This window comes from Streptomyces sp. 2A115 (genome assembly GCF_052245575.1).
Lineage (GTDB): Bacteria > Actinomycetota > Actinomycetes > Streptomycetales > Streptomycetaceae > Streptomyces.
Map to the genome: position 1 here is coordinate 86,767 of NZ_JBQQCG010000027.1, position 26,637 is coordinate 113,403.

At 67.8% G+C, this 26,637-nt stretch carries 18 protein-coding genes and 1 pseudogene; 7 read left to right on the plus strand and 12 right to left on the minus strand.

The annotated features are described in order from the left end of the window. Window positions 1-64 precede the first annotated feature (64 nt). From ACTWQR_RS23905 to eccE, 5 genes and pseudogenes are all read right to left on the minus strand, one after another. Window positions 65-1,948 carry an ABC transporter substrate-binding protein gene (locus tag ACTWQR_RS23905; protein WP_443229180.1) on the minus strand — a complete coding sequence of 628 codons (1,884 nt, stop codon included), beginning with the start codon at window positions 1,946-1,948 and terminating at the stop codon, window positions 65-67. A gap of 401 nt (window positions 1,949-2,349) precedes the next feature. Beyond that, window positions 2,350-5,487, minus strand: coding sequence for a nucleotide-binding protein (locus ACTWQR_RS23910; RefSeq protein WP_443229209.1), 3,138 nt, complete (start codon window positions 5,485-5,487; stop codon window positions 2,350-2,352). Between the two features lie 891 nt (window positions 5,488-6,378). Further along, window positions 6,379-6,537, minus strand: a pseudogene (locus ACTWQR_RS23915) (SCO5717 family growth-regulating ATPase); the annotation flags it as partial. 259 nt (window positions 6,538-6,796) lie between these two features. Beyond that, window positions 6,797-7,627 (minus strand): hypothetical protein, encoded by an 831-nt coding sequence (locus ACTWQR_RS23920; protein WP_443229181.1) that lies wholly within the window; start codon window positions 7,625-7,627, stop codon window positions 6,797-6,799. After that, on the minus strand, window positions 7,627-8,958 hold the full coding sequence (gene eccE / locus ACTWQR_RS23925; protein WP_443229182.1) for a type VII secretion protein EccE: 1,332 nt from the start codon (window positions 8,956-8,958) through the stop codon (window positions 7,627-7,629). The genes ACTWQR_RS23920 and eccE overlap by 1 nt, the downstream gene beginning before the upstream one ends. A 215-nt stretch (window positions 8,959-9,173) precedes the next feature. Between eccE and eccB the strand changes: the two genes are divergently transcribed. The 7 genes from eccB (at window position 9,174) to ACTWQR_RS23960 (ending at window position 16,617) form a co-directional block, all read left to right on the plus strand. Then, window positions 9,174-10,697, plus strand: coding sequence for a type VII secretion protein EccB (eccB, locus tag ACTWQR_RS23930; protein ID WP_443229183.1), 1,524 nt, complete (start codon window positions 9,174-9,176; stop codon window positions 10,695-10,697). A gap of 104 nt (window positions 10,698-10,801) precedes the next feature. After that, window positions 10,802-12,007 (plus strand): type VII secretion-associated serine protease mycosin, encoded by a 1,206-nt coding sequence (mycP, locus tag ACTWQR_RS23935; protein WP_443229210.1) that lies wholly within the window; start codon window positions 10,802-10,804, stop codon window positions 12,005-12,007. A gap of 306 nt (window positions 12,008-12,313) precedes the next feature. Then, complete coding sequence (locus ACTWQR_RS23940; RefSeq protein WP_443229184.1) at window positions 12,314-12,772, plus strand: hypothetical protein; 459 nt, start codon at window positions 12,314-12,316, stop codon at window positions 12,770-12,772. Next, complete coding sequence (locus ACTWQR_RS23945; protein ID WP_443229185.1) at window positions 12,772-14,484, plus strand: hypothetical protein; 1,713 nt, start codon at window positions 12,772-12,774, stop codon at window positions 14,482-14,484. The genes ACTWQR_RS23940 and ACTWQR_RS23945 overlap by 1 nt, the downstream gene beginning before the upstream one ends. 99 nt (window positions 14,485-14,583) lie before the next feature. Then, complete coding sequence (locus ACTWQR_RS23950) at window positions 14,584-15,789, plus strand: S8 family serine peptidase (RefSeq protein ID WP_443229186.1); 1,206 nt, start codon at window positions 14,584-14,586, stop codon at window positions 15,787-15,789. Window positions 15,790-15,917: 128 nt separating this feature from the next. Continuing rightward, on the plus strand, window positions 15,918-16,259 hold the full coding sequence (locus ACTWQR_RS23955) for a WXG100 family type VII secretion target (RefSeq protein WP_443229187.1): 342 nt from the start codon (window positions 15,918-15,920) through the stop codon (window positions 16,257-16,259). 58 nt (window positions 16,260-16,317) lie between these two features. Continuing rightward, a complete protein-coding gene (locus tag ACTWQR_RS23960) occupies window positions 16,318-16,617 on the plus strand; it encodes a WXG100 family type VII secretion target (RefSeq protein WP_443229188.1) in 300 nt (99 codons plus the stop codon). A 496-nt stretch (window positions 16,618-17,113) separates the two neighbouring features. Here the strand turns inward: ACTWQR_RS23960 and ACTWQR_RS23965 are convergent, their stop codons facing one another. The 7 genes from ACTWQR_RS23965 to eccCa all read right to left on the minus strand — a co-directional run bounded on the left by ACTWQR_RS23965 (window position 17,114) and on the right by eccCa (window position 26,363). Further along, window positions 17,114-17,440: a DUF397 domain-containing protein gene (locus tag ACTWQR_RS23965; RefSeq protein WP_443229189.1), complete on the minus strand. Its 327-nt coding sequence runs from the start codon at window positions 17,438-17,440 to the stop codon at window positions 17,114-17,116. Between the two features lie 493 nt (window positions 17,441-17,933). After that, window positions 17,934-18,380, minus strand: coding sequence for a hypothetical protein (locus tag ACTWQR_RS23970; protein ID WP_443229190.1), 447 nt, complete (start codon window positions 18,378-18,380; stop codon window positions 17,934-17,936). 209 nt (window positions 18,381-18,589) lie between these two features. Continuing rightward, the gene (locus tag ACTWQR_RS23975; protein ID WP_443229191.1) at window positions 18,590-19,087 is read right to left on the minus strand and encodes a hypothetical protein; all 498 of its coding nucleotides are present in this window, start codon (window positions 19,085-19,087) and stop codon (window positions 18,590-18,592) included. A 120-nt stretch (window positions 19,088-19,207) separates the two neighbouring features. Beyond that, complete coding sequence (locus ACTWQR_RS23980) at window positions 19,208-21,487, minus strand: hypothetical protein (RefSeq protein ID WP_443229192.1); 2,280 nt, start codon at window positions 21,485-21,487, stop codon at window positions 19,208-19,210. After that, entirely contained in the window at window positions 21,487-22,008 is a 522-nt protein-coding gene (locus ACTWQR_RS23985) for a hypothetical protein (protein WP_443229193.1), read from the minus strand. The genes ACTWQR_RS23980 and ACTWQR_RS23985 overlap by 1 nt, the downstream gene beginning before the upstream one ends. 135 nt (window positions 22,009-22,143) lie before the next feature. Further along, window positions 22,144-22,395, minus strand: coding sequence for a hypothetical protein (locus ACTWQR_RS23990; RefSeq protein ID WP_443229194.1), 252 nt, complete (start codon window positions 22,393-22,395; stop codon window positions 22,144-22,146). Further along, the gene (eccCa, locus tag ACTWQR_RS23995; RefSeq protein ID WP_443229195.1) at window positions 22,395-26,363 is read right to left on the minus strand and encodes a type VII secretion protein EccCa; all 3,969 of its coding nucleotides are present in this window, start codon (window positions 26,361-26,363) and stop codon (window positions 22,395-22,397) included. The genes ACTWQR_RS23990 and eccCa overlap by 1 nt, the downstream gene beginning before the upstream one ends. Between the last annotated feature and the right edge of the window lie 274 nt (window positions 26,364-26,637).

Consider the following 26,637-nt stretch of genomic DNA (forward strand, 5'->3'; position numbering starts at 1 on the left):
GTGAACTCGCAGCCCGGGCAGTCTCGGCACGTGAACTCTCAGTGGTCTTTGGGCGGCTGGGGGGCTATTCGCGGTCTTCGGCCGTGGAGCGGCGACGCACCGCGAAGAGCGCACCGATGCTCGCCAGGACGACGACGCCCGCGACGATGCCGATGATGACGCCCGTGGAGCTGGAGTCGTCGGAGGACTCGCCCGCGGCGGCCGGAGTCGCCGACCACCAGCTCCAGTAGCCGTCCTGGCCGTAGATGTTGCCCGCGGCCTCCGGCATCGTCGTGATCGACTTGATCTGGTCGGTGCGATAGGCCTCGACCGCGTTCGGATACGCCATGACGTTCATGTACCCGGTGTCGTACAGCCGCGACTCCATCTGCTTGACGATGCCCGCCCGCTTGGCGGTGTCGTACTCGGCGAGCTGCTGGTCGTACAGCTCGTCGTACTTCTTGTCGCAGATGAAGTTGTCGGTCGCGCCCACGTCCTTGGGCGTCGCCGGGAGCGCGCCGCAGGTGTGGATGGAGAGCACGAAGTCCGGGTCCGGGTTGACGGACCAGCCGTCGAACGCGAGGTCGTAGGTGCCGGCGAGCCACGGATCGGTCACGTTGTCCAGGCAGTTGAGGGTGACGCCGATGCCGAGCTCACCCCACCACTCCTGGAGGTACTTGCCGACCGCCTTGTCGTTCGGGTCGGTCGCGTGGCAGAGGATGCGGTAGTTGATCGGCTTGCCGTCCTTGCCGACGCGCTTGCCGTCACCGTTCTTCTTGTAGCCCGCCTCGTCGAGGAGCTGGCCCGCCTTCTCCGGGTCGTACGCCAGTTTCTGACCGTCCGTCGGCTTCCAGTAGTACGTGGAGAAGCGCGGCGGGATGTAGCCCTCGCCCTCCACCGCGTGGCCCTGGAAGACCTTGTCGACGACGGTCTTGCGGTCCACGGCCATGAACAGGGCTTGGCGGACCCCCTGGTTGAGCAGGGACTCGTGCCCGTCGCCGAACGTCTCGCCGTCCCTGGCCTGTGCGCCCGGGTTGGTCGCGAGCGCGTAGAAGCGGCGGCCGGGGGCGTCGTTGACCTTGATGTTCTCGTCGCCCTTGAGTGACGCGGCCTGGGCCGGCGTCAACGCGGGGGAACCCGCGACGAAGGAGACCTCGCCCTTGCGCAGGGCGGCGACCGCGGCGTCCTGGTCCTTGTAGTACCTGAAGACCAACTCGTCGAACTTCGGAGCACCGCGCCAGAAGGACTTGTTGGCCTTCAGCCGTACGTAGCTGTCGGCCTTGTAGCCGGTCAGGATGAACGGTCCGTTGCCGACAACGGGGAAGTCCTTGTCGTTGTTGAACTTCGAGAAGTCGTCGACCTTCTCCCACACGTGCTTCGGCACGATCGGCACGTCGAGTGCGGCCATCGTGGCCTGCGGCTTCTTCAGCTCGATGACAAGCTTCGTGGAGCTGGGGGCGGTTACCTTCTTGAAGTTCCCCACGAAGTTGCCGTTGGCCGTGGCGGCGCCCTCGTCGGTCATCATCTTGTTGAACGTCCACGCCGCGTCCTCGGCCGTGGCCTGTCGGCCGTCCGACCACTTGGAGTTGTCGCGGATCGTGTAGGTCCAGGTGAGCTTGTCGGCGGACGGCTCCCACTTGGTGGCGAGGCCCGCGATCGCGCGGTTGTCCTTCGCGGAGTAGTTGGTCAGGTACTCGTACGTGAGCCGGAACATGCTCGTACTGACCAGCCGCTGAGCCAGGAACGGGCTCAGCGAGTCGACGCTCTGCGCCACCGCCACGGTGAGGACCTTCTTGCCCTCCTCAGCCTTGGCCTGGGTCTTGGCCTGGGCCTGCTCGGGCGCCGGGTTGAGCGGGGTCGCGAGACCGGCCGTGAGGGTGAGGGCGGCGGCGCCCGCGGCGGCGATGAGCCCAGCGGTGCGTGTCCGTCGGCGCGGACGCCCTCTGTCGTGCTGATCGTGTGTGTTCATGGCTCCGTGACCTCGCGTCATCACTCGCACAGGGATGGGCTGTTGAACTTCCTGATCCGGTGACCCCGGCTGGGTTGATGTGTGTGTCTATCAGCGGTGGTTTGCGCGCGTCAACGGCCGGTGAACCCCATGTGGCCTGCGGAAATAACGAGTTGACCCGGATTTCACGGTCATTGGTTCAGACCGGTGAAGGGTGCCTGGTCGGGGAGTGGCGGTGGGGATCGGCGCTGGTGTGGGCTGTTTCGGGTCAAGGGGCGGTGAGCCTTGTCCGGGCGTACGCGGAGGGCCCGCGCCGTGGGTGTACGGCGCGGGCCCTTCGGGGTGGAACTGGGGCCGGAGGTTCGGCCGGATGGGTTATTGGCTGCTGGGTTACTGGGTTACTGGGCTATGTGGTTACGGGGTTACTGGTGGGGCGGTGGGGGTGGCGGGGGCTGGTTCTGGCCGCCTGCCTGGTCGCCCTGGTCGCCCTGGCCGCCCTGGCCGCCTTGGTCTCCCTGGGGTGCCTGGGGTGCCTGGGGTGCCTGGGGTGGCTGGTAGGGCTGGCCGGGCTGGAACTGCTGGCCCGGGGCGGGCGTGGGCCCGGGGGAACCGGGGTGGAAGGGCTGGCCCGGAGCGGGGGCCGGGGCCGGCGGTTGCTGGAAGGGGGCGCCCGGCTGAGGCTGGCCCGCCGGTTGGCCGGGGGCGGGCTGGGGCTGCCAGCCCTGGGGAGCGGCGCCGGGGTGGTGGCCCGGCTGGCTCTGCTGTTGGGGTGGCTGTTGGTAGCCGCCGGGCTGAGGCGGAGCACCGTGCTGAGGCTGGGCTCCGGGCTGCGGGTACCCCTGGCCGGGCTGTGGATGCGGCTGCTGCGGGTACGGCTGCGGCTGCGGGTACGGCTGTCCGGGCTGGCCCTGCTGGGGAACCTGGCCCGGCATCGGCTGGCCGGGCATGGCCTGGCCCGGCATCGGCGGGGCGGCGACCGGCGGCGGGTTGCCGTCCGAGGTCCACAGCCCCTGCGACTGCTGGTGTCGCGCGATGTCCTCGGCGACCAGCGCCGAGAGGTTGAAGTACGCCTCGCGCACCTTCGGCCGCATCATGTCGAGGTCCACCTCGGCACCGGCCGCCAGATGCTCGTCGAACGGTACGACGATGACGCCCCGGCACCGCGTCTCGAAGTGGCTGACGATGTCCTCCACCTTGATCATCTTGCCGGTCTCGCGCACTCCGGAGATGACGGTGATGGATCGCGACACCAGATCCGCGTAACCGTGGGCGGAGAGCCAGTCCAGGGTCGTGCTGGCACTGCTGGCCCCGTCCACGGACGGCGTCGAGATGATGATGAGCTGGTCGGCGAGGTCGAGGACGCCACGCATGGCGCTGTAGAGGAGTCCGGTTCCCGAGTCGGTCAGGATGATCGGGTACTGCTTGCCCAGTACGTCGATCGCGCGCCGGTAGTCCTCGTCGTTGAACGTGGTGGACACGGCCGGGTCGACGTCGTTGGCGATGATCTCGAGCCCCGACGCCGCCTGCGACGTGAACCGTCGGATGTCCATGTACGAGTTGAGGTACGGGATCGCCTGCACGAGGTCACGGATGGTCGCCCCGGTCTCGCGGCGCACGCGGCGCCCGAGCGTGCCGGCGTCCGGGTTCGCGTCGATGGCGAGGATCTTGTCCTGCCGCTCCGTGGCGAGCGTGGAGCCGAGCGCGGTGGTCGTGGTCGTCTTGCCCACGCCGCCCTTGAGGCTGATGACGGCGATCCGGTAGCACGACAGCACCGGCGTGCGGATCAGCTCCAGCTTGCGCTGCCGCTCGGCCTCCTCCTTCTTCCCCCCGAGCTTGAACCGGGAGGAAGCGGCAGCGGGCCGACCGCTCTTCGCCTTCTGCTTCTTGTTGAGCAGCCGGTCCGACGACAGCTCCACGGCCGCCGTGTATCCCAGCGGCGCCCCCGGGTTGGTGGGCTGCCGCTGATCGTGCTGCACGGCCTGCGGCCAGGCGGCACCGGTACGGGGATCGATGGGGGGCTGCTGCCCGGGCTGGGGCTGCTGACCCTGGGGTTGCTGGCCTTGGGGTTGCTGGCCTTGGTGGGGCTGACCGTGTTGGGGCTGACCGTGGTGGGGTTGGTGCGGCTGCGCCGGTGGCTGGTGCGCCTGTGGCTGAGGTACGCCGGGCTGGCCGGCGCCGGCGTTCGGCTGCTGCGGTAGGGGCTGCCGCGGTGCGGGCTGCTGGTACGGCGGCTGTCCCTGCTGGGGGAGCGGCTGAGGGGCGGGCGGCTGAGGAGCCGCCTGCGGACGGTTGGCGGGCGGCTGCGGGAACCCGTAACCCCCGGGCTGCACAGGCGGGTTGGGTGTCCCGGGGTGCGGGAACCCGTATCCGGCCTGCGGGCTGGGCGGCTGGGGTGCGGTCGGGTTGGCGGCAGGAGTACCCGGGTGCGGGAACCCGTATCCGGCGCCGGGTCCGGCCTGCTGGTTGGGCACCTGCGGTGCGGCGGGGTTCGCGGCGGGAGCGCCGCCCGGCTGCGGGAATCCGTAACTGGGCTGCGGGCTGGGCGAGTTGGGTGTGCCAGGGGCAGGGATCCCCTGCTGGGGGAACCCGTAGCCCGTGGGCTGTGCAGGCGCGTTCGGCGGGCTCTGGGCCGGAGCTCCCGGCGGCGGGAACCCGTAACCGGGAGCCTGCGCGGGGACGTTCGGCGCCGCCGGAGCGGGCCGGCCCGGCTGCGGGAGACCGTAGCCGTCCTGGGGGGCCGGGGGAGTGGGCTGTACGGGCGCTGGGGCTGGGGCGGGCGGTGGTGCGTCCTGAGGAGCGGTCGCCGCGGGGCTGGACGGAGGGAACCCGTAACCACCTTGAGGACCCGGAGCCGGCGGCGCTGTCGAAGCTCCGGGCGGTGGGAAGCCGGGGACGGGCTGCCCTGCCGGAGCCGTGCCAGGGGCGATGTCCTGCGGCCCCGGAGTCGTACCCGGAACACCACCCTGCGCCGCCGGAGTCGTACCCGGAGCGCTGAACTGCGGGAATCCGTAGCCGCCCGGCTGCCCAGGAGCTGCCGCGGCGCCCGGAGTACCGGCGGCGGGCGCCGGGGCGGACGCGTCAGCGGTCGGCGCGGATGCCGCAGTCTCCGTGGCCGAACCCTCGGCGGCAGCCGCCGCACCGGGCAGGGCAGGCCACGCCGGAGGCGAAGGCTGCGGGGTCTGCGGCTGGAACGGCTGCTGCTGCCCCTGCGGCGGCGCGGACGGCTGAACCGGAGCCCCCGTCTGCGGCTGCCCGCTCTCACTCTCCGCGGCCACCGGCCACTGAGCCGCCGAAGCGGGCGCGGCGGGCTGGTACGAGGGCGGCAGCGGCGGTAGCCCACCCTGCGGCACGGGCGGCGGAGCCCACGCGGGAGGCGCGTCCTGCACGGCGTCGGCCACATCATCCGCGACAGGCGCCGGCACCGCGTCCTGAGGTTCCGCGTCCCGAGGCGCGGAGTCCTGCACAGGTACGGAATCCTGCACAGGTACGGAGTCCTCCTGTGGCACGGAGTCGTCCACCGGCACGGAGTCGTCCACGGGTACGGAGTCCTCGGCGGGCACGGCGTCGCTGACGGCACCGGAGTCCTCGGAGGCGGCGTCAACCGAGTGCAGCTCGACAACATCCGCGGGATCTTCCGCGACGTCACCCGCGTCCTCGTCGGCTTCGACGGACACAGCGGCCACGCCCTCCGAGGACGAGGTCACCTCGGCCTCTTCGTGTTCGTCTGCGCCATCGCTGTCACCGTCACCGTCGGCGGGCGCACGCCCGAAGGCCACCTCGACGACATCCGCGTCAACACCGTCACCGACGTCGTCCGCGACGTCATCCACGACCTCGTCCGGGGCGGCATCGGCAGTCGGCTCCTCGACAACGGACTCGCCCTCCGTCGTTTCCGTGGCCGAGGCCGCGGCCCGTTCCGCGATTTCCCGCTTCAGAGCGACAGAGGAAATCCGCATGGTGGCGCCACTCTCGAGATCCCCGTTCCCGCCCTCCACATCAGCGGAGGTCTGAGAGGACTGAGAAGACTGAGCGGGCTCCCGGGCGTCAAACACAGGAGCCGGAGGCACATCGGCCACCGGAGCCGGGGTTGGAGGCGAAACCGGAGGAGGGCCCCACTGCCCCTGAAGGTCCGGCAAATTCGGCAGAGCGGCAGGCCCACCGGCCCCCACGGCAGGCGCCTCGGGCGTCCGCCCCTCAGGCTCGAACCCGCTGCCCACAGGCAAATTCGGCACGGCACCGGGACCACTGGCAGGCGGCGAAGCGGGCAGAGCGAAAGGAGCCCCCGGAGCGAAGGAAGCAGGCGAACCCGCAGGAGCCTGAGTCGCCCCCGCATCGCCCGCCTCGCCGGTCGGGCCCGCCCCGTCGCCGGCCGAGTCGGGCTCCTCGGTCTCTTCCTCGTCTTCTTCCACTGGAGCCGACGAAACCCCCTCCGAACTCCCCGACGCATTCTGCGTATACCAGGCAGGAGGGGCGTAGTCGATGGTGAACTCGCCCGTCGTCTCGACGGCGGACTCCGCGTCGGACTGGTCATCGCCGGGTGTGGCCCAGCCCCCGCGGATCCCGTCCCGATCGCTGTTCACAATTCCTCCTGGTGTGGTCGAGCACCGCATACCGTGCTGGGGCGACCGTTCTCGTCGTCCGAGGCCGTTCTGATGCGCCCGGCTCTCCCCCACCCCAGCCTAATCACCACAACCACCCCCACGGCAGGCCCGTCCGCCCCTCCGGACACACGCGCTATGTCACTCCCTGCCCATAAGCGACGTACAGGCCCTCCGGAGTGGTGCACAAAGCAGCCAAAGGCGAACATCGAGACGGGCGCTATCGAGCCGAAAATGCCCAAGTCGCACAAAAGGCCGCAGAGTCGAGCGGTCAGTCCATCCTGCGTGGTGTACCCAACAATCCGGTCTCGGCATCCGTCGGCTGTGTCATCACGTACTGCCGGTCGCGGTCCGCACACCACAGGGTGACACCGTCGGCGAGAGTTGGCAGAGAGTCGACGTCTCCCCGGGGCAGCCCCATGGTCCGGCCCATCTCGGCGGCCTCGTCGGGCGAGACGCGCTGCACGCCGACGAGCCGGGCCTGCCGCATCAGCCGAGGCGCCACCGGACTGAGATACGGCAGCAGCGTGAGCACCGACAGCCAAGGCCCCGACACGACCCGCCCGCGAGGCGGCCGCATCCCGCAGTCCCGCACCACGAGCACCGGGTTTCCGGCCGATGCGCCCTGCGGCGGCACCCGCCCCACGTCATGCACGGTCATTCCGGACTGCCCGTCGCCCAGGGCCCGCACCAACTGCGTCCACACCTGGGCCCGCCCGGTCTCCACGGCGACGTGCGCCCCGGTGGCCGCCGCTCGCAGGGCCACCACCTGGGCGGTCCACAGCCCGCCGATGAGCACGATGTCGTAGGGGGTGGGCCGGTTTACGCCCAGCACCGCGGGCTGCCCGTCCGCGTCCACGCCGATGACAACCCCGTCGTCCCCGATGGGCAGCGCGAGTGCGTCCAGCTGTTCCACCGTGAGCGCGTGCCGCCCGTGCCGCGGCCCGATCAGCCCGAACCCGGTCCTGACCTGTGTGCGGAACCGGTCGGCCGCCGAAGGCTCGGGGGCACCGGAGGTGTCGTACGTCCCGGCCGTGGACCCGGACGCCGCCGATCCGTACGCCGCCGATCCGTACGCCGCCGTGTTGGTGGGCAGGGCCATCACCGAGCACCCCCAAGAGGCAAAGTGGCCAGCACGCCGGGCAACTGCTCACGGTCGAGCCGCGCGAGTCCGGCCCCGGCCTGCCGGGCCGCACGCTCCAACGCCCGCCGCGCGGTGACCAGTTCGGCGTCGCTGCGTCCCGTCACCCGAAGATGCCCGGTCAGTGAAACGTCCTGCCGCTCCCCGCTCCGGAGCGTCAGGCTGAAGGTCGTGGCCAACGCGGGAACAGCGGTCAACAGCCCGACGAACTGCGGCATCGAAGGGCGACCGCTGCCACCCAGCTGAGGCCATCGCCGCACCCAGTACGTCGTGTGCCGCCGGTTGTCGCACCGCCAGGAGCGTGGGGATTCCTCCGTGCGCCGCTCGGGCAGCTCCATCCGGCCGGCCTCAGCGGTCACCAGAGGGTTGGCGCAGGCGGAAGTGGCGATGGCGGACGTCAGCTCTTCCTCGTTGAGCACGGTCGTACGGAACCCGGCCCCGGTCAGCCGGCTGGCGAGGTGATCCGCGACGCGCACCACGCACTTCTGCGCCCCCACGAGCCCACCCCCACGCGCGGCCACGGCCTCCGGGCACAGCTCGGGGTCGAGCTTGAGCGCGATCCAGGTGATCCGCACGGCGGGCGCCCCGGTCTGCGCCTGCAGCGGCGCGTAGTTGCTGACCGCCACGGACTGCTGAGGCAGATGCAGGGCGGGCGCGGGCTGCGTGTGCGACACGATCTGCGCCGACTCCAGCCGTATCCCGTCCACTTGGAGCGCGTCCCGCACCAGCCCCAACGGCAGCGGCCGCCGACTCCGCTCGGCGCGCAGAGCGGTCGCGTCGGACTCGACCTGCAGCACGGCCGTCACGAACGTCCCGTCCCCGACCACGCCGACCGGCCGCCGCTCCCGCCCGCCGTACGCGTACGTCCGCAGACTGGGATCGCATTCCACGGCGGGCGCCAGACCCGGCTCCGTACCGGGCCGTATCGGCGTACTCGCCGCCCGCCGTTGGCGAGCCTTCAACGCCCGTGCCGTACCGAGCCATTCGGGCAGAGCGCGCCCTCGGCGGCGTACGACCGCGAGCAGAACCAGGAGGATCGCCACAACACCCGACGGCACCAGCGCCAGCGGATCCACGAGCCAGCCCACGAGCAGCAGGGCGGCGGCGATCTCGATCAGCACGACCCGTTGCAGCCGGAACGAACCGAAACGTTCGGAGCGTGCCCTGAGATGCAGTGCACCTGACCCCTGAGGCTGCTCCGGCCGCTGCCGTCCAGGGTCCGTCCGGGGCGCGGGAAAGCCCGCCGCCTGAGACCCGTTACGCGGCTGTGCCCGTGTCCCGGAAGCCATCACTCCAACCCCCCGATTTCTTCGCAACGCCCTCGCAACTCACTCGAATTGCCAAGTCAGACGCGGTCCTTGAAAGTCCGGGTACCCTACCCGCTCCACCAGACCGATCACTCAACAGGCATAGTAGGTGCCCGGTCTGACAACGGAGGGCGGGGGACGTTGACCCCCGGCGCCGCAGGGCTGAACACGGCGCGAGATACGGGGAGATTCGGGCACAGATGGCATCACGGCGGGACGAGCTCAACGCCTACACCTTCGCGAAGCGGCGCATGCTCGCGTCCTTCATCCAGGCCTCACCCGACGGTTCTGAGGAGGGCGCGCCGCGCCCCCTGCGCGCCGTGCTGCCCGGCACCGTCGTCGGGGTGGTGATCCTGGCGGTCTTCGGCGCGTGGGGGATGTTCAAACCGACCGCGCCGAAGGACTGGGACGCCACGGGCGAGAACGTGATCATCGCGAGCAAGTCCACGACCCGGTACGTAGTCCTGGTCACGGACGGCAAGCGCCAGCTGCACCCGGTGCTCAACATGGCGTCCGCGAAACTCCTCCTCGACGCGGACAAGGGCAAGGTCATCAACGTCGACGAGTCCATCCTCGACAAGGGCGACATCCCGCACGGAGCCACCATCGGCATCCCGTACGCGCCCGACCGCCTGCCCGCCGCCTCCGAGGCGGACTCCGCGAAGCGCTGGGCCGTGTGCGAGCGGCCGAGCGACGGCGGCGGTGCCATCCAGAAGGCCGCCTTCGTCCTCGCCGAACGCGAGGAGAACAAGACGGAGGGCAGCGAACGGCTGCGCGGCGGCGAGCTGTTGTATGTCGTCGGCCCCGACAAGACCCGGTACGTGGTCGACGCGAGCGGCACCGCCTACCAGGTGTCCGCCGAGGACGAACTCCTCCTGCGCACCCTCGTCGGCTCCGGTCGCGCACCGCAGCGGGTGTCCCGGGAGTGGCTCGACACCCTCCACAAGGGTGATCCGGTCACCTTCCCGACGGTGGAGGGCCCGCCCGGCGCGGACGCCGGCGTGCAGGTCAGCGAGGATGCCGAAGCCAACAAGGTGGGCATGGTCCTGAAGGCCACCAACGGTGACACCGACCAGTTCTACGTGGTCCTGCGCGGACGCATCGCCCCGGTCTCCGCGTTCACCGCGAAACTGCTCCTCAACAGCCGCGACCTGGTCTCCCTCGGCCAGGCGGGCCAGGCGCGCAGGGTGAGCGCCGGAGCCTTCACACCGGGCGAGGAGTTCGGCGCGGAGAACAACTGGCCGAGTGAGGAACCGAAGGCGGTCAACGACGTGGCCGCGACCTCCGGCGGCCGCGACACCGTCTGCAACGTCCTGCGCGCCGTCGACCCGGACAAGGGCACCACCACGCTGAGCACTTGGGTGGGTACGGGCTTCCCGGCCACCCTCGCCACCGGCTCGTCCAGCGCCTACGTGACCCCCGGATCCGGCCAGCTCTACCGCCAGTTCCAGGGCTCGGAGACCAAGGCAGGCGGCGTCTTCCTGGTCACCGACACGGGCCTGCGCTACGGCATGCAGTCCAACTCCGACAGCGCCACCGACGACGCGGGCATCGGAACCTCCGCCGGGAAGCGCAAGCAGCTCCTCGAGGAGGCCCAGCAGGCCCAGACCCGTCTCGGATACAAGGAGGCCGATCCGGCCCCGATCCCGGCCAGTTGGTCCGCGTTTCTGCCGACAGGCCCCCGCCTGTCGACGTCGTCGGCACGCCAGCCGCAGGGCTCGTAGGGGGCACGACGATGTTGTACGCCGCCTTCTTGCTTCCCTGGTTCCCTCGGAATTCTCGGCTTTCCATGCCGCGCAGGGCCGCACGCATGGCCGCGGCCTTGACGATGGTCGCCGGCACGACAGCCATCTCCTCCATCGCCTCTGCCGGGCCCGTGTTGGCGGCCGGCGACCAGTGCACGTTCCCGAACAAGAAGTACGCGGGCCGACCTTGGGCCCTGCAGCGCGTCCTCCTGGACGAACTGTGGAGCCAGTCCAAGGGCAAGGGCGTACGAGTGGCGGTGATCGACACCGGCGTGGACACGAAGAACCCCCAACTCACAGGCGCTGTCGACGCGTCGAGCGGCGCCAACTACCTACCCGAGAAGGATGCCAAGGGGGAACCGATCGACCGAGGCAAGGACGACGGGACGACGGACACGGTCGGACACGGGACTCGCGTGGCGGGCATCATCGCGGCCCGCCCCGCCGGCAAGACGGGTTTCGTGGGTCTGGCCCCCGAGGCGACGATCATCCCCGTCAAGCAGAACGACTCGGAGGGCCACGGCACGGCGGAAACCCTGGCCGCCGCCATCCGCCACGCGATCCAGGCCAAGGCCGACGTCATCAACATCTCGCAGGACACGGCGAACGCCGTCGAGCCGGACCCGGCCCTGAAGCAGGCGGTCGACGCAGCCCTCAACGCGGAGATCGTCGTCGTGGCCTCGGCAGGCAACGACGGCCTGGGCGGCACTGTGAAGCAGACCTACCCGGCGTCGTACGAGGGCGTGCTGGCGGTGGCCGCCTCTGACCGCAACAACGAACGCGCGGCCTTCTCCCAGGCTGGCGAATTCGTGGGCGTGGCGGCCCCCGGCGTCGACATGATCTCCACGGTCCCCAAGGGCGGCCACTGCTCCGACAACGGCACGAGCTTCTCCGCCCCGTACGTCGCCGGCGTCGCCGCCCTGATCAAGGCCAAGCACGACGACTGGACCCAGGCCCAGATCGCCACCCAGATCGAACAGACGGCTGAACGGTCGGTCGCCGGGCACGACCGGTTGGTCGGCTGGGGCGTCGTCGACCCGGTACGGGCCCTGACGGAGGACGAAGAGCCCGTCGAGTCCCGGTCCCCTCAGGGCGGCATCTCCCAGGCGGAGGCCCCCACCCCCGCGAAGCTCCACCTGGGCGAAACCGTGGAGGAGCGCAACGCGCGGTTCGCCACGTACGTCGCTGTGGGAGCGGCGGTTGCGGTGGCGGGGCTGAGCGGGGTGGCGGTGGCTTGGCGGGATGCTCGGAGGAGGGGGCGGCCGGGTGCGAGGGACGTTATTGGATAAGCCGGTGATGTGCCTTCGTCAGTCGGTGGAGAGCGGGTAGCCAGTGAAGAGCGAGTGGAGATCCTGTCGCATTTCGGGGCGTGCCGTCCCGGCCACACGTAGGTGTTCTGGGCGGGATGGTGCCAGTTGGGGCAGGTGCGGGCGTGCAGCGCCACCGCGTCTTCCCAACTGTCGCAAGGTATAGATCAGTTAGCCCAGTTGTACGCGACGTCTAAAGTGGTAAAGGCGCAGTAAGAGGCATCAGAGCCGGTGCGGCCGCGGAGAGGTCGGCTGGTTCAACGGGGAAACGGGGAAGGGAAACGCATCGTGCTTCCTGCGGACATGGGCGGCGCCAGCGGGAGCGGGAGCGCTGACCTCAAGGTGGGCCTGGAGGCGCTCGCAACCTTCAAGAAGCGCGTCGACACCGTGCTCGCGACCTTCGAGGGCTCGCCGGGCAGTTCGACGAAGGTCGCGGCCCAGAAGATCTCACGCGCTTCGTTCAGCGGCGAGGGCGCCACCTTCGCGGAGGCCACGGGTCTCTACGCCCAGTACGACCGTGTCCACGAGCGGCTCACCTCGCTCTCCAAGACGTTGGGCCTGCAGATAGAGGCCCTGTGGATCGCCGTGCATGGTGCGGAGATCGGGTTCGGGAATCTGGAGGAGGAGCAGCGGCGGCGCTTCTGGGAGATTCAGTCTCAGGTTGAGGGGGAGAGCGAAGAGGCTGAGCGCGAGAAGAACGGCAAGCCCGAGCAGAAGCCCACCGACGGGCAGGAGATGGGGCTCTGATGGGCGACGAAGAGAAGCACCAGGACCAGCACAGGGCCGACCAGAAGCAGGTGGATCAACAGGTCGGGGTGATCGATGCGGCGACCGCCGCATCGGAGATGCTGAACAACACCTTCCTCGGCGGCGGCATCCGCTTCTTCGGCAAAACGGACTTCGAAGGTCACCGCCTCAACGACATGGTCGACCTGGTGCAACAGGCGAACCCGAGCGATCTCGAAAGCGCGGGCAAGGCTCTGTGGGACGCCCGCGACGCCATCAACGACGCCGCCGACGAGCTCAGTGGCCACATCGGCCGGGTCGACTGGGACGGCGAGGCGGGCGAAGCCTTCCGAAAATGGGGCGAGAAGCTCGTCACGAACACGCGGGGCCTCGCCGACTTCGCCGAGTCCGCAGGAAACCAGATCACGGCTGCGGGCACAGGCCTGGCGTCCGTCAAGAGCTCCATGCCGCCCCGCGACAATCGCCCCGATCCCAAGACGGTCTCGGACATCCCGACGCCCGCCCGCGTCGACGGCAACGACGAGTACGACGCAGCGGTTAAGGCCGAGAACCACCGGCAAGAGGCGATCAACCAGATGAATCGGTTGTCGTCGTTCTACGCGGTGTCGGAGGAGGCGTTGGCGGGTCAGGAGCCTCCGACGTTCAAGCCGATGCCCGGCGTGGGGGTGCCGAAGCCGGATCCGACTCGCGTCGAGACGGGAAGCGAATCTCGTGCGACCACCAGCGAGCAGGGAACGCCGAGCCGTGGTCACGCGGACGCGGCGTCGGTCAACTCACGTGCATCCGACGCCCCGTCGTCACTCAAAGAGGTGAACAGCTCGACGACGTACCCTGAGCGGATCGTCGGTACGGAGATCGACAGCGTGGGCACGCTGCCTCCGCAGACCTCGACTCCGGCGACTGGCACGCCCCCGTCAGCGGCTGGTCCGACGGGGCCTGGGGGAGGGACGGTTCCGTCCTTCGCCAGCGGCCTCGTGAATCCCACAGTCAATGGGCCCGTCGGTCGTCCTGCGGGCCTCGGCGGAGGTGCGAGGAATCCCGTATCAGCGCAGGGGCGGGCGGTCAGCGCCAGCGGCAATTCCTCCGGAGGGCCCGCGGGGCGAGGATCCACGGGCCCGATGGGGCGTGCTGGGACCGCGACGGGCCAGGGTGGCGTCCGGGGCACCGGCACGGCGACAGGTCAGACCCCGATGGGCCGTGGCGTCTCTGGTGGAACCCCCCGGGTCGGCGGTACGGCAGGCGGGCGTGCTGGAGGCGCGGGTACCACCGGCGCGGGGCGTGGCAGTGGTGTGGTCGGCGGGAGGCCCACCGTCGGGCCGATGCCTGGAGCGACTGGATCCAGAATGTCGCGCGGCACGGTTGTCGGCGGCGAGGCCACAGCCGGCTCGCGTACAGAGGACGGAAGGACCAGCCAGCGTGGGGTCATTGGTGCGCCCAACCCGACGACTGGCTCCAGTGCTGGTCAGGCAGCCCGCAGGTCTGCAAGTAACCCCGACGGTGTCGTGGGCACACCCAAGGGCGGAACGCCCGCCACCAGAGGCAACGCGTTCACCGCTGGTGGCAGCGGCCTCGTGCGCGGACCTGCAGGCACGCGGCAGAACCCCGACCGGGGTGAGGACGAAATTCAGCAGCGGCCCGACCACCCGGTCGAGGATCAGGACACAGATCAGTCCGGTGGCCAGCGGCGCAATGTGCCGCCGGTGACGGGCTGAGCGCGAGCGAGGACGTACAGAGGCATGAAGTCAGGGATCAGCCGACGTGGCAGGTGGACTGCGCCGTTCGAGGGGCTCGCCTGGAGACGGGTGTCCTCCGTGGGTGCGGCGCTCGCGGTGTTGAGCATCCTGCCTGCGGGGCTGGCTCCGAGTGCGGTTGCCGACGATGTCCAGTCGAAGCAGTGGTACTTGGAGCCGATGCGCGCCGAGGAGATGTGGAAGGTCTCCACGGGCGAAGGCATCAAGGTCGCGGTCATCGACTCCGGCGTCAACTCGTCGACTCCTTCGCTGAAGGGACAGGTCCTGAAGGGAGTGGACCTCACCGACAAGGCGGGTGGAGCGACAGATGATTACGACGGGCAAGGCACGACCACGGCCGAACTGATTGCTGGTACGGGGAAAGGCGACGGCCTTCGTGGTCTCGCCCCGGGCGCAAAGATCATCCCCATTCGGCTGCCGCTCCTTCAGCACGACGAAGTCCCCCAAGTCAACGATCCACTTGAGAGGGCCATCCGAGCGGCGGCGGACAGTGACGCCCAGATCATCGATATCTCGATCGGGAATCAGTACCCCATCGGTCTGGACGTGGCCGGACAGCATGCGGCCTTGGAGTACGCGGTGAAAAAGGGAAAGCTGCTGATCGCGGGGACGGGCGACAACGCCAAGAAGGGGAACAAGCCGCAGTATCCGGCCGCTTTCTTGGAGGTACTCGGTGTGGGGTCGATCGATCGAAACGGGAAGGTGGCCGATTTCTCCCAGCATGGAGAGGACGTAGATATTGCTGCGCCTGGACCCGGTATCCCGCGCTGGTGTGATGCGAATTTCCAGAGTTATTGCGACGATGGCAGTGGCACCACTGCTGCCACTGCTCTTGTTTCTGCGTCCGCCGCCCTGATCTGGTCCGCCCACCCCGACTGGACGGCTAACCAGGTTGTTCGGGTCCTGTTTGACACCGCGGGCCGCGAATGGGCGAAGGACTCCAAGAGTACTTACGGTGGCAACGGTGCGGTTCGCCCCCGCATCGCCCTCGCGAAGAGCACCATCAACCCGGGTGCGGCCGACGAGAACCCCCTCACTGACGGATACCCCTCCGAGGGGGACACAGAAGGCACCCCCTCTCCTTCGTCCCCCGTCTCGTCGCAACCCCCGAAGAACTCTTCGGCCGGCGGGACGGCGGCGGCAGCTTCGACCTCGAACTCCTCCGATGACAACACCCAGCTATGGGTGGTGCTCGGCGCCGTAGCCGCGGTGGCGGTGGTCGGAGGAGGCGCCTTCGCCGTACTGCGTACGCGGCGCAGCGGTTGAGTACTCCCTCCGCCCAGAGCCCAACTTCATCGCATTAGCCCTGAGTTCCGCGACTCAGCACGAATTGACGCGTAACTCGATACGTCCCAACGAAAGTTCGCAGTTCAAGTCAGGAAGGGAACCCAGTCATGGCATCGCAGCGTCAGCGGCTAGACGAAGCGGAAGTGCTCAAGCTTGAGCAGGACATCCAGGTCAAGTTCGAGGCGATCAAAGGTCAGCTTCACAAGCTGCAGGGGATCATTGACGGTCTCGAAGGGCAGTGGAAGGGCATCGGTGCCGGTGCCTTCAACACGAAGCAGCACGAGATCAACACTTCCATGGTGCGGATCGGCAACATCCTCGTGAAGTTCCTTGAGGCGATGAGCCAGACCCGGAAGATCAAGGATGGCACCGAGGACGAGGTTCGCGCGATGGTGCAGGGCATCAATGTGTATGACGGGGCACCGAAGTCGAGCCTCAGCGGTTACTGAGCGCTGAGTTTCCGAACCTTCGCTGTCGAAACGAATTCATGAAAGAGATGAGGTAATCATGGCGGGCGACCCCGGCGAAATGCTGGTTACGTACGATGCCCTTGACCGAGCTGCCACCACGCTCGGAGACGAGGCCAAGAAGCTCGAGAACGATCTGGGAGAGATCAAGAGGATGGTCGCCCGGGTAGCCGCGGGGTGGGAAGGCGACGCCCACCAGATGTACACCGAGCAGCAGGCCGCCTGGGACAAGGAAGCCAACGACATCCACCAGGCGCTCGTGTCCATCGCGCGCGTTGTGGGTCAAGCGGGCGGTGACTACATGGGCGGCGACAAGAAGGCCGCCAGCTACTACCTGTAGGTAGCCGCCAGCTACTACCTGTAGGTAGCTGCAGGGTTGGTCAGCGCGCAAGAACGGGGTGGGCACGCACGGGAGGTGCCCACCCCGGCGTGCGTTCCGGTAGTGAGCCCCAGCCTCACTGGGACTCAGCCGAAGGGCGAGCTGGGCGCACTCGGCTTCGATCCCCATGAGCGACTGCTCGTCCCAAATCCCCTGGACCGACCGCCAGCGCACCGTACGCGGGTCTCCGAGCCTGAGCGGTGGCCCCGTCGCACGATTGGCAGCTTCGGGACACGCGTGACCTCGGCAAGGCCTGGTCACGGGTTGCGAGAGCTGTCCCAAATCTGCCGATCACCGTCTTGGACGACAGCTACGGCCGTCCTGTCGCCGGGGCGCGCACCACTCGACTTGGAAAACCCGCACATGACAGGTAGGCGTTGAGTGGAAAAGCGCGGAGGCGAGGCCAGCACTTCCGGGACTGTGTAGGAAACTGGTCACTCGCTGATGTGCTCGCCCGCTACTCCGCCGAATCCGCGGCCACGCCGCCATTGTGCGGCGCAGGCTCCAGGTCGAACTCCCCGTCCCTCGCCCCGAGTACGAATGCCCGCCACTCCGCCTCGGTGTACCGCAGCACCGTCTCAGGGTCGAGGGATGACCGCATGGCGACGGCACCGCCCGGCAGGTACGCGATCTCGACGCGCTCCTCGTGCTCCTCGGTACCCGGTGCGCTCTGCCACTCGGCGCCCGAGATGTCGAGGGCGTAGAGCTCGTTCTTCTCCCGCTCCTTGCGCGCTTTGACGTCCTCGTCCCGCGCCTCGACGCCCTGGTCCTGTCCCTCGGCCATGGTGCGACGGCCCCTTCCTGACGTGCGAACGAACTGTGTGCTCACCCTACTTGGCAAGCCGTTTGCGGCACTGGACAACGGGCTGGTCATTGCCCCGCCCAACGCTCTATGGCTCCGGTCTGACGAGTTGGGGTGCGTACGTGACCCCTTTCGATCATTCAGTCGTCGAAGTTGGCCCACCACATGGAATCCAGTCCCGGCGAAGGTGGACCGCTTCGGGTCTGTTGAAGAGTCCAGCTTGTCCCGGACCGGTTCAGTTCGGCAGTTTCAGGTCCGTGCAGTCGTGCCGGGCTGCCGATCGTTCGGCGAACGCGCGCGGAGCCGTGAGAAGGAAGCTCTTCTGTGGTTCGGCGTATTCCGTCGCTAGAGGTGGTAAAGAGCCTCTTCATCCGCCCCGAACTCGCCCAACACGCACTCCTCCAGCGGAGTGGCGCCCGACCCTTCAGTCCCCTTGACCCAGTCGATCCTCACGTCGTCATCGGACGGGACGCCGTCACACGTAGCCGTCGCGGAGGCGGGGGAATCCAGCGCTGACGTTGTAGACACTTTGGGGATGCGCCCCCCCGTATTCAGCCTGGCACGACCAACGGCCAGCGGCTTTCCGGGCAGTGGCGGCAGCCAGTTCTCCCATGGCCCGGGCCTCGCTCGGGTTGTCGTGCGACTCGTCGCCGGCGATGGACACGACGACAGAAGCGGGCCGGTTGTTACAGGGCAGCACGACATCGGTGTTGAGCATGTCTGTATAGCCGTACCAGCCGCCGCCTAGGGCCACCGAAAGGTTGTCCGACGTGCTGGACTGTAACTTCTTGAACACCTCGGAGGCACCCGATCCGGATCCGACGGCATCGTTGGCTATCAGAGCGATGGTCAGTTCCATGTCTGCGACCTTGCAGTAGTTATAGCTGTCGTCGCCGTAGCTATAGCGCTTGTCGTACGGCAAACCGGATTCTGTATTTAGACCGGTGAAGACAGCGGACTCGTCATGGGGCGATCAGCCCGTCGCAGTTCGTTGCCAGTTTGTCCTCATAGCGCCAGCCCTTTCCGGTGTCGCTTAGCCCGTACCGGCTGTAGCCCGCGGCGAGAAGTAGTGCCAGCGGCGCTACGACATGCAGCGCCGCCTGGCGTATAACCTTGATTTGTCCGCTCTCCCTAAACGCACTTGTTGTTCTCTTGGAGTTGCTCGGTGTAGTCGACTATCAGGCGCTTCATCGTGGCGGCGTCATCCTGGCCGGATGTAAATACTTGAAGTACGGTGAACAGAACCTGGTCCGGATGAGTCGCATCAGTACATCCCTCTGCTTTGCCGACTGCGCCAGTCCCGGAGTAGAGGTATTTCTCATTATCGGTTACCTGACCGGGATCTACCCGCGCATTTACGGAGGCGACATCGGCGACGGTGCCTCCTTTCTCCCACCACAGTTGACCCGCGATCAAGGAGACTTCCCCATCGACGCTTACCTTGCATCGCTTGGTTCCGCCGTTCGGTGACTCCTGCTGCGTAGCGATTTTCTTTCCGGGCGGCAGGAAGGGGGACATCAGGTCGGGGTTTACCGTCACGCCACATAGCGATTTCGGCAGCGCGTACTCCCGTTCCTCGTCTTTCGAGCAGCCCGACAGTGCGGTTCCAATGGCGACGGCTGTCGCCAAGAAGGCAACTCGTCTGGGTGTCGCCGAGGATCGGAGACGGGAGTGTTTCAAGGCCCTATACCTCTCTGAACGGGGATGAGTATTGTTCAAGATGTGAGACCGATGCCCGACATCTCGACGTCAGATATCCGTCTTGAGGTCCGCTGCCATCGCGCCGACATTCGTTCCTGACGCGTCGAATCCACGCTGTGCGCCATCGCGTGCCCATTCTCCGACGTCAGGGAGGTCGGTCCTGTTGTGGTTCTTTGCCGCGGTCTCGGCCGCCTTCTCGGTGTACTTGCCGTTACTGTCCAGACCGCTTTCCCAGTGCTCGCCCATGACAGGGCCAGCCTCATCCTTGGCCTTGCCTTCGGCGTCCTTGAAGATCTCTTCAAGGACCATGCTGGTCGCAGTGCCCGCGATCCCACCGACTGCTGCGCCTCCGGCAGGGCTGGCGATCAAGGTCGTACCAACACCGGTGACGGTGCCTACTGTTCCTGAGATTGCGTTCTTCCACTGAGCTACTGAGTGCTCGTAGGCCTTGTCCTTCTCCTCCGCCTCGCCGGCGACGGCCTCCGCACGGCCTTGTGCAAGGGTTCCCGAAACTTCGCCCGAACCCTTCGCGATCTGCTCAACGACGAACTGTGGGTCTTTGGCATATCGCTGTTCTTCGGGGAGATCAGGATTCAGGTGGTAATCCATCAGGTTTGCCATATAGGCTTTCTGGCCGACTTCGACCGCTGCATACCCGTCGGGATTCTGACCAACGGTGAACAGGAATCGTGTCACGTCTCGATGGTTGAATTCGGCCTCGGAGCCGACGACGGGGAAGAGACGGTTCGTGTCGTCGTCGCCGTCATCGGTCATGGCTCGGTTGATGTCCGGAAGGTACTCCGACGCGATCTGCCCGATGCTGTCGCCCATGTATCCGTGCTTGGTGACGCGCTCGTTGTCTTCCGAAATGGAGCCGACGAGACTCTCCATCAGCTTCGCCTGTTCCGCATTGTGCGGGGGTGTGTCGAGCGTCGGCAACTCACCCGCCGGATGCCCCGTAGTAGCCGCTTCCAGCGCCATCGCCAAGTTGTTCCGACCCGCGATGCTGTCGTCCCCCTTGTCGTCTACGTCTTGTGGCCAGTCGCGCTCCTCGAAGAGGTAGTCGAAGTTGGTCAGAGTCCTCTTGCCCTCTTTGCCGTCGCCATCGGTGTCGTGAGTGAAGTCATGGTCCTCATCCTTCGTGACGAACGTGCCATTGAAGAATTCGGTGGCCGCGTCCGGACTGTTCGACAGCGCCTTCAGGTACCCGGTCATCGGGTCCCAGCCGGAGTCGGTGCCTGTGCGGTTGAGGAGCGGATCCATGCCTGTGCGCTGCCAGGCACTGTGACGGCCGTTGTCCGTGAACTTCTTCTCCGTCTCAATCAGCTTGTCGCCGTAGGTGTTGAGGAAACTGTCGTCGTAGTCGCCCCATCGCATCAGGTTGGTCATGACCTGACCACCGAGCGGGAAGCCGCCGTTGCGGCCGACAGGCTTGTCGACCATCTCGACCATCTTGCTCTTCCAGTCGGTCATGCCGGCCGAGTCGCTCTGTGTGGCGTTGGCGAGCGTGAGACTGAGGTTCTTCTGCAGGTCGTCGTACTGGTCGACTCGCTGACTGCCCAGCTCCCGGGCGCTGTGCGGGTCGTTGATGCCGGTCCAGAAGTTGAGCGTGCCCTCGGCCCCGAGGTTCGTGGCGAAGCGTTCCGCGAACAAGTCGTCGTTCGCGTACTTCTTCAGGCCGACGTTGAGCCTGTCGAACTCCTCGACGGTCATGTCCTCCGGCTTCTTCTTCGCCAGCCTGGCCAACTCGTCGGCCTCCTTGATGGCCTCGACCGCGGAGTCCCGGTTGTTGTAGTTGGCGTCGGAGAAGCCCAAAGTGCTCTGGTCCGCGATGGCCTGAAGAACGGTATTGGCCGAGCTGTCGCTCTCGGAGGCCTTGTCCAGAATCCCCTGGATTTCGTCGCGAAGTGCGGTGATGTCGCCCTTGTTGTCCCTGTCCTGCTGGGCTCGGGCTTCCGGCGGGACATTCGTGGTGACGGTGAACCCGCCCTCGTAGCCTAGGACCGTGAGCTTCTTCTGCCGACCTCGATCAATGGCATCGTTGAGCTTGCCTTTATAGATCTTCAGCTCGTCCCGCGTGTCCCTGAGGATATTGCGGATCGAATTTGCCTGTGTGTGCGCGTCCTCGAACTCACCGGCGGTCTTGCCGATGAACTCCTTGGAGACGGTGGCGTTCACGCCCGCCCAATTAGACTTGTTGGCCGCGCCCCTCAGACCTTTGTCGGCGGAGTCCTTCAGGTCCTCGAGATCGCCGACCATTGTCGTCCAGTCTTCGACGGCGTCATCGAGCAGCTTGAAGTTGGCGTCACGGAGAGCGTCGAGATCCATCAGTTGTCCTTCTTGTCCTTCTTCTCGCTCGGCTCGCCGTACACCGGGTTCTTCTTGCCCGGATCGCCGACTCGCTCGTCGAATCCCGCGTCCAGGGTGTCGATGCTGCTCATCTGCCGACGGATGTAGTGCTCGTCGTCCGCGTGCAGCTTCTTGGTGACGGACATGTGGTTCGAGATGTGGGCGCACGCGTCCATGAGGGAGCGGAGCTGCGCGTCCCAGCGGGTCGACACATGCTGGAGTCCGCCGCCCAGCGCGAAACCCTGCTTGGAGAGATCGCTGGCGGCCTTGTCGCTGTTGGCGACCGCGCTACGCCCCTTGGTCCACAGCTTGTCGTAGAGGTCGAACGCGTGCTGGCCGATCTTCGCCAGCTCGGCCTCACTCTTCCTGAGCTTGCCGTACTCAGTCGGGTCCGCCGGTAGGCTTCCGCCACCACCCGGATCCATCTGGTTCAGCTGCATCTGCGTCGACTGACGCTCCGCCGCCTGCGACTTCAGCTGCTCCCACTCGTCCCACGCCATCGGCGTGCTCCTTCCCCCGTGTCCTCGCCCGGCCAACTCACCGGACGATCGCGCTCCGGTCAGCGTAGCCAGACGTATTCACACGTTCGCGTTGCTACTCGGACTCTTCACAAGCCCCTGTGCAGATTTCTGGTGTCAGTCCTTGAGCCCACCGGACTGGAAGTAATCAATGTCGGTGAACCACCACACGGCCATCACGGCCGTCGCCGTCGCGAATGAGAGCAGCAGAATTCGCCGGGCCCGGTACCCCGCTTCCGACGGCTCGTTCGCGTCCGGGTCGCTGAAGCGACGCGCCTGGAAACGCCACCACAGCGCTTTCTGGTCAGCAAGTCCAAGACCAGCGAGCCAGAGGGCGAGCAGTATCAAGAAGATGCCCACGCCGACCATCAGAACGTCCTTTCCGGTTCGAACCCGATCTGCACCAACGGCTTCCCCCGCTTACGCGACACGAAGATCCCCCGACCCGCGGGCATCGGCCTTGGCCGGATGCCACCCAGAACGTCGCCCTCACCCGGGTCGCCGGCCATCACCACGCCTTGGGCCCCCAGCTCCTTCATCCGCTGGATGAAGGGCTCGTACGCCGCCCGCCCCGCGCCGGCCGAAGAGCGCGCGATGATGAAGCGGACGCCGACGTCCCGAGCGAACGGAAGGAGTTCCGTCAGCCCTCCCAGTGGATTCCCGCTCGACGTGGAGACCAGGTCGTAGTCGTCGACGATGACGAACACGTTCGGCCCGCGCCACCAGCTCCGGTCGCGCAGTTGCTGCGCGGTGACGTCGGCCGTGGGTGTGCGCCGCTGCATGAGGTCTGCGAGGGCGTCCATGTGGTGGCCCATGGCGTTGGACATGGGGATGTACTCAGCGAGGTGGGAAGCCGGGGTGACGTCCAGCAGGGAACGCCGGTTGTCGACGACGAACAGCTTGCAGACGTCGCCCGAGTAACGCTCCGTCAGGCGCTTGATGAGCAGCCGCAGCAGGTTCGACTTGCCCGACTCGCTCTCGCCGAAGACGAGCAGGAACGGGTCCTGCTCGAAGTCCACGAAGACCGGTTCGAGGTTGTCCTCGTCGAGGGCGAAGGCCACACCGCGGATCGGGAACAGGTGCCCCGGCGGAAGCTGTTCGGCGGGGAACTCGCGGGGCAGGAGCCGGACTTCGGGTGCCCCGGGTGCCTGCCAGTGCCGTGTGACCTCGGAGTTGAGCGCGGCCGTGGCATCGGCGAGGTCCGTGTCCGACGACAGCCCGTCGATCCGCGGAACGGCAGCCATGAAGTGCTGCTTCTGCGGCGTCTGGCCGCGGCCGGGCACGCCGGTGGGCACGTTGGCGGCGACCTTGCGGTCGAACTCGGAGTCCATGGTGTCGCCGAGCCGCAGCTCCAGGCGGTTCATGAGGTGGTCCTTGAGGTTCGACCGGACCTCCATGGACCTCGACGCGGTCAGGACGACGTGGATGCCGTAACCGAGACCGCGCGCGGCGATATCGACGACAAGCTGCTCCAGCGCTTCGTAGTCCGACCGGAAGTTCCCCCACCCGTCGATGACCAGGAACACGTCACCCCACGGCTGATCGTTCACGGAGATGTCGCCCCGCGCCCGCCGCGTCCGGAAGTCCGCGATCGACGCGATGCCCGCCGAGCGGAAGTACTCCTCGCGGCGCATCATCACGCCATAGACCTCGGCGACCGTACGCCGCACCTTCTCGGGATCGAGGCGCGAGGCCACCCCGCCGACATGCGGCAGCCCGGCCAACGCCGCCATACCGCCGCCGCCGAAGTCCAACCCGTAGAACTGCACTTCGTACGGAGTGTGGGTGAGCGCGAAGGACGCGATGAGCGTGCGCAGCAGCGTAGATTTGCCGGACTGTGGGCCGCCGAGGATCTGCATATGGCCCGCCGCGCCGGAGAAGTCGCACCACAGTGGGTCGCGGCGCTGCTCGTACGGCTTGTCGACCAGGCCGAGCGGTACGACGAGGCGGCCCGCCCCTTCGTAACCGGGCTGCGTGAGGCCGCGCCCCTGCACCGCTGCCAGTCCCGGCAGCAGCGCGTCCATCGACGGCGGGCTGTCCAGCGGCGGCAGCCACACCTGGTGGGCCGCCGCGCCCTGCCCCTCGAGGCGACGCACGATCACGTCGAGCACGGTGTCGGCGAGGGCGTCATCGGTGTCCGGCCCGGCCTCCGGGCGCTGTTGGGGCACCGCGGCGTACCGCACGGGCACCTCGGCCGCGGTGAACAGCACCGGCCGCCGGTCCACCGGGAGCGTCCCGTCCGGCGTGGCGCTCCGCGCCGAACCGGAGCGGTACACCCCGGAGACGTACGCCGCCTTGAAGCGCACCATCTCGTCCGTGCCGAACTTCAGGAACCCGGAACCCGGCACGTTCGGCAGCTCGTACGCGTCCGGGACGCCGAGCGCCGCGCGTGACTCGGCGGCAGAGAACGTCCGCAGACCGATGCGGTACGAGAGGTACGTCTCAAGGCCGCGCAGCCGACCCTCCTCCAGGCGCTGCGACGCCAGCAGCAGATGCACGCCCAGCGAACGGCCGATGCGGCCGATCTGCACGAACATCTCGATGAAGTCCGGCTTGGCGGTCAGCAGTTCGCTGAATTCGTCGATCACGAGAACCAGCGAGGGAATCGGCTGGAGCGCGGCGCCCGCCGCGCGCGCCTTCTCGTAGTCGTGGATGTTGGCGTAGTTGCCTGCGTCGCGCAGCATCTCCTGGCGGCGGTTGAGCTCGCCGCGGATGGAGTCGCCCATGCGGTCGACCAGCGTCAGGTCGTCCGCCAGGTTGGTGATCACGGCCGCGACGTGCGGCATCTGGGCCATGCCCGCGAACGTCGCACCGCCCTTGAAGTCCGCAAGGACGAAGTTCAGGGTCTCGGAGGAGTGGGTGACAGCCAGACCGAGTACGAGCGTACGCAGCAGCTCGGACTTGCCGGAACCGGTGGCTCCGACGCACAGACCGTGCGGCCCCATACCCTCCTGCGCCGCTTCCTTGAGGTCCAGCATCACCGGGCGGCCGTCCTCACCGAGGCCGATCGGGACGCGCAGCCGCTCGGCCTGCGAACGCGGTCGCCAGGTGCGCTTCGTGTCCACGGAGGCCGCATCGCCGAGGCTCAGCAGATCGGTGAACTCCAGGTTGGCGAGCAGCGGTTGGTCGTCGTCCCCACCGGTGACGACGCGCAGCGGGGCCAGTTGCCGGGCGAGGGCTTCGGCGGCCTCGTACGACAGCACGTCCGGCGTGCCTTCGTACACGAGCCCGTGTCCCGACTCCAGTCGCAGCGATCCCGGCTGTACGGCGATGGACAAGTCGCCGCGGCCGCCGTGCAGTTCGCCCGGCACGACCTCGACGACCGTCACGCCCTGCAACCCCTCGGGGCTGGCCAGCATCGATGTCGGGGGCAGCGAAAGACCGTCGAGGACGACGACGATGTGGGGTTCATCCGGCAGCGGGGCTCCGCTGGGGTGGAAGCGTGGGCGGCCCTGGAGGCGGGCGGTGAGCATCGACTCCAGCTCCATCGGATCGCCGGTGATCAGGCGCCGGCTGCCGGCTCCGTCGGCGGCGCCCGGCGCCTGACAGTGCGGCAGCCACTTGGTCCACTCCCACTGCGGTGCGGCATCACGACCGGCGGCGACCGCGATCACCAGGTCCTCGGGGGAGTGGAGTGACGCGAGCGAGGCGGTCAGCGCGCGGGCGGCGCTCCGCACCATGCCCGGCTCGCCGCTGACCGTCACGTGGTAGAAGGCGCGCAGCGAGACCGCCATCGGCAGGTCGTCCAGCGTGCTGTGGGTGGCCAGAAAGCGCTGCATCGCGCTCGCGGTGAGCGGCTCCAGCTGTTCCACCGGAGCGGTCTGGGACGGCACGAGCGGAGTGGCGAGCCCCTGCGGGCCGAGCCCCACGCGCACCTGCCCGAAGTCCTCGTCGCTCGCCCGGCGTTCCCACACCCGGCTGCCCTCGGCGACCAGCGCCCACAACTGCTCGGGCGACGGATGGAGGTAGTACTGCGCGTCGCGCTGGGCCTCGGCGGTGTCCACGGCGGAGCGCCGGGTCTGCGACAGATAGCGCAGATAGTCGCGCCGCAGGTCGGCCAGCTGCCCTTGGGTGCCGCGGCGGAAGCGGACGATCATCGCGATCGTCATGGCCACCGTCGAGGCGATCATCACCATGCCCATGATCCGCATGAACGGCTGCGGGCTCATGAAGAAGAAGACCACCGAGCCGCCCATGCCGAGCGTCGGCAGCAGCTGCATCAGGACGCCCTCCTGCTGCCCGCGCGGCAGCTCGGGCGGCGGCTGCAGGACGACCTCTTCCGTGGGCACTTCGGACGGCAGCGCCCGCGGTGGGCGCTTGACGACGATGTGGCTCACTACGCACCAATTCCCTTGCCGGACCGAGGTGTTCCGTCCGCCGCCCCGTGTCAGGCGGACGCCGATCGCGGTTTGCGATCCTACTGATCACCACTGACATCGGCGGGCGGTAAGGTGCCGGACATGCGTGTAAGCACACGCGAACCAGGCTGGATAAACAGGGCATTTCACCCTTCCAGGAGGGGTCCGAGCCCAAGTGGCGCCCGGTATAGCCGATTTGTCGGATGCCGCGCCTCGGCCCGCGAGGCCGTGTGCCGTAGCAGACGCAAAACAT

Bases quoted from the DNA above. Each gene is read 5' to 3' on its own strand.
- ACTWQR_RS23905 (WP_443229180.1), bottom strand. From the start codon at position 1,948: ATGAACACACACGATCAGCACGACAGAGGGCGTCCGCGCCGACGGACA.
- ACTWQR_RS23920 (WP_443229181.1), bottom strand. From the start codon at position 7,627: ATGGCCCTGCCCACCAACACGGCGGCGTACGGATCGGCGGCGTACGGA.
- eccB (WP_443229183.1), top strand. From the start codon at position 9,174: ATGGCATCACGGCGGGACGAGCTCAACGCCTACACCTTCGCGAAGCGG.
- mycP (WP_443229210.1), top strand. From the start codon at position 10,802: ATGGTCGCCGGCACGACAGCCATCTCCTCCATCGCCTCTGCCGGGCCC.
- ACTWQR_RS23945 (WP_443229185.1), top strand. From the start codon at position 12,772: ATGGGCGACGAAGAGAAGCACCAGGACCAGCACAGGGCCGACCAGAAG.
- ACTWQR_RS23955 (WP_443229187.1), top strand. From the start codon at position 15,918: ATGGCATCGCAGCGTCAGCGGCTAGACGAAGCGGAAGTGCTCAAGCTT.
- ACTWQR_RS23960 (WP_443229188.1), top strand. From the start codon at position 16,318: ATGGCGGGCGACCCCGGCGAAATGCTGGTTACGTACGATGCCCTTGAC.
- ACTWQR_RS23965 (WP_443229189.1), bottom strand. From the start codon at position 17,440: ATGGCCGAGGGACAGGACCAGGGCGTCGAGGCGCGGGACGAGGACGTC.
- ACTWQR_RS23980 (WP_443229192.1), bottom strand. From the start codon at position 21,487: ATGGATCTCGACGCTCTCCGTGACGCCAACTTCAAGCTGCTCGATGAC.
- ACTWQR_RS23985 (WP_443229193.1), bottom strand. From the start codon at position 22,008: ATGGCGTGGGACGAGTGGGAGCAGCTGAAGTCGCAGGCGGCGGAGCGT.
- ACTWQR_RS23990 (WP_443229194.1), bottom strand. From the start codon at position 22,395: ATGGTCGGCGTGGGCATCTTCTTGATACTGCTCGCCCTCTGGCTCGCT.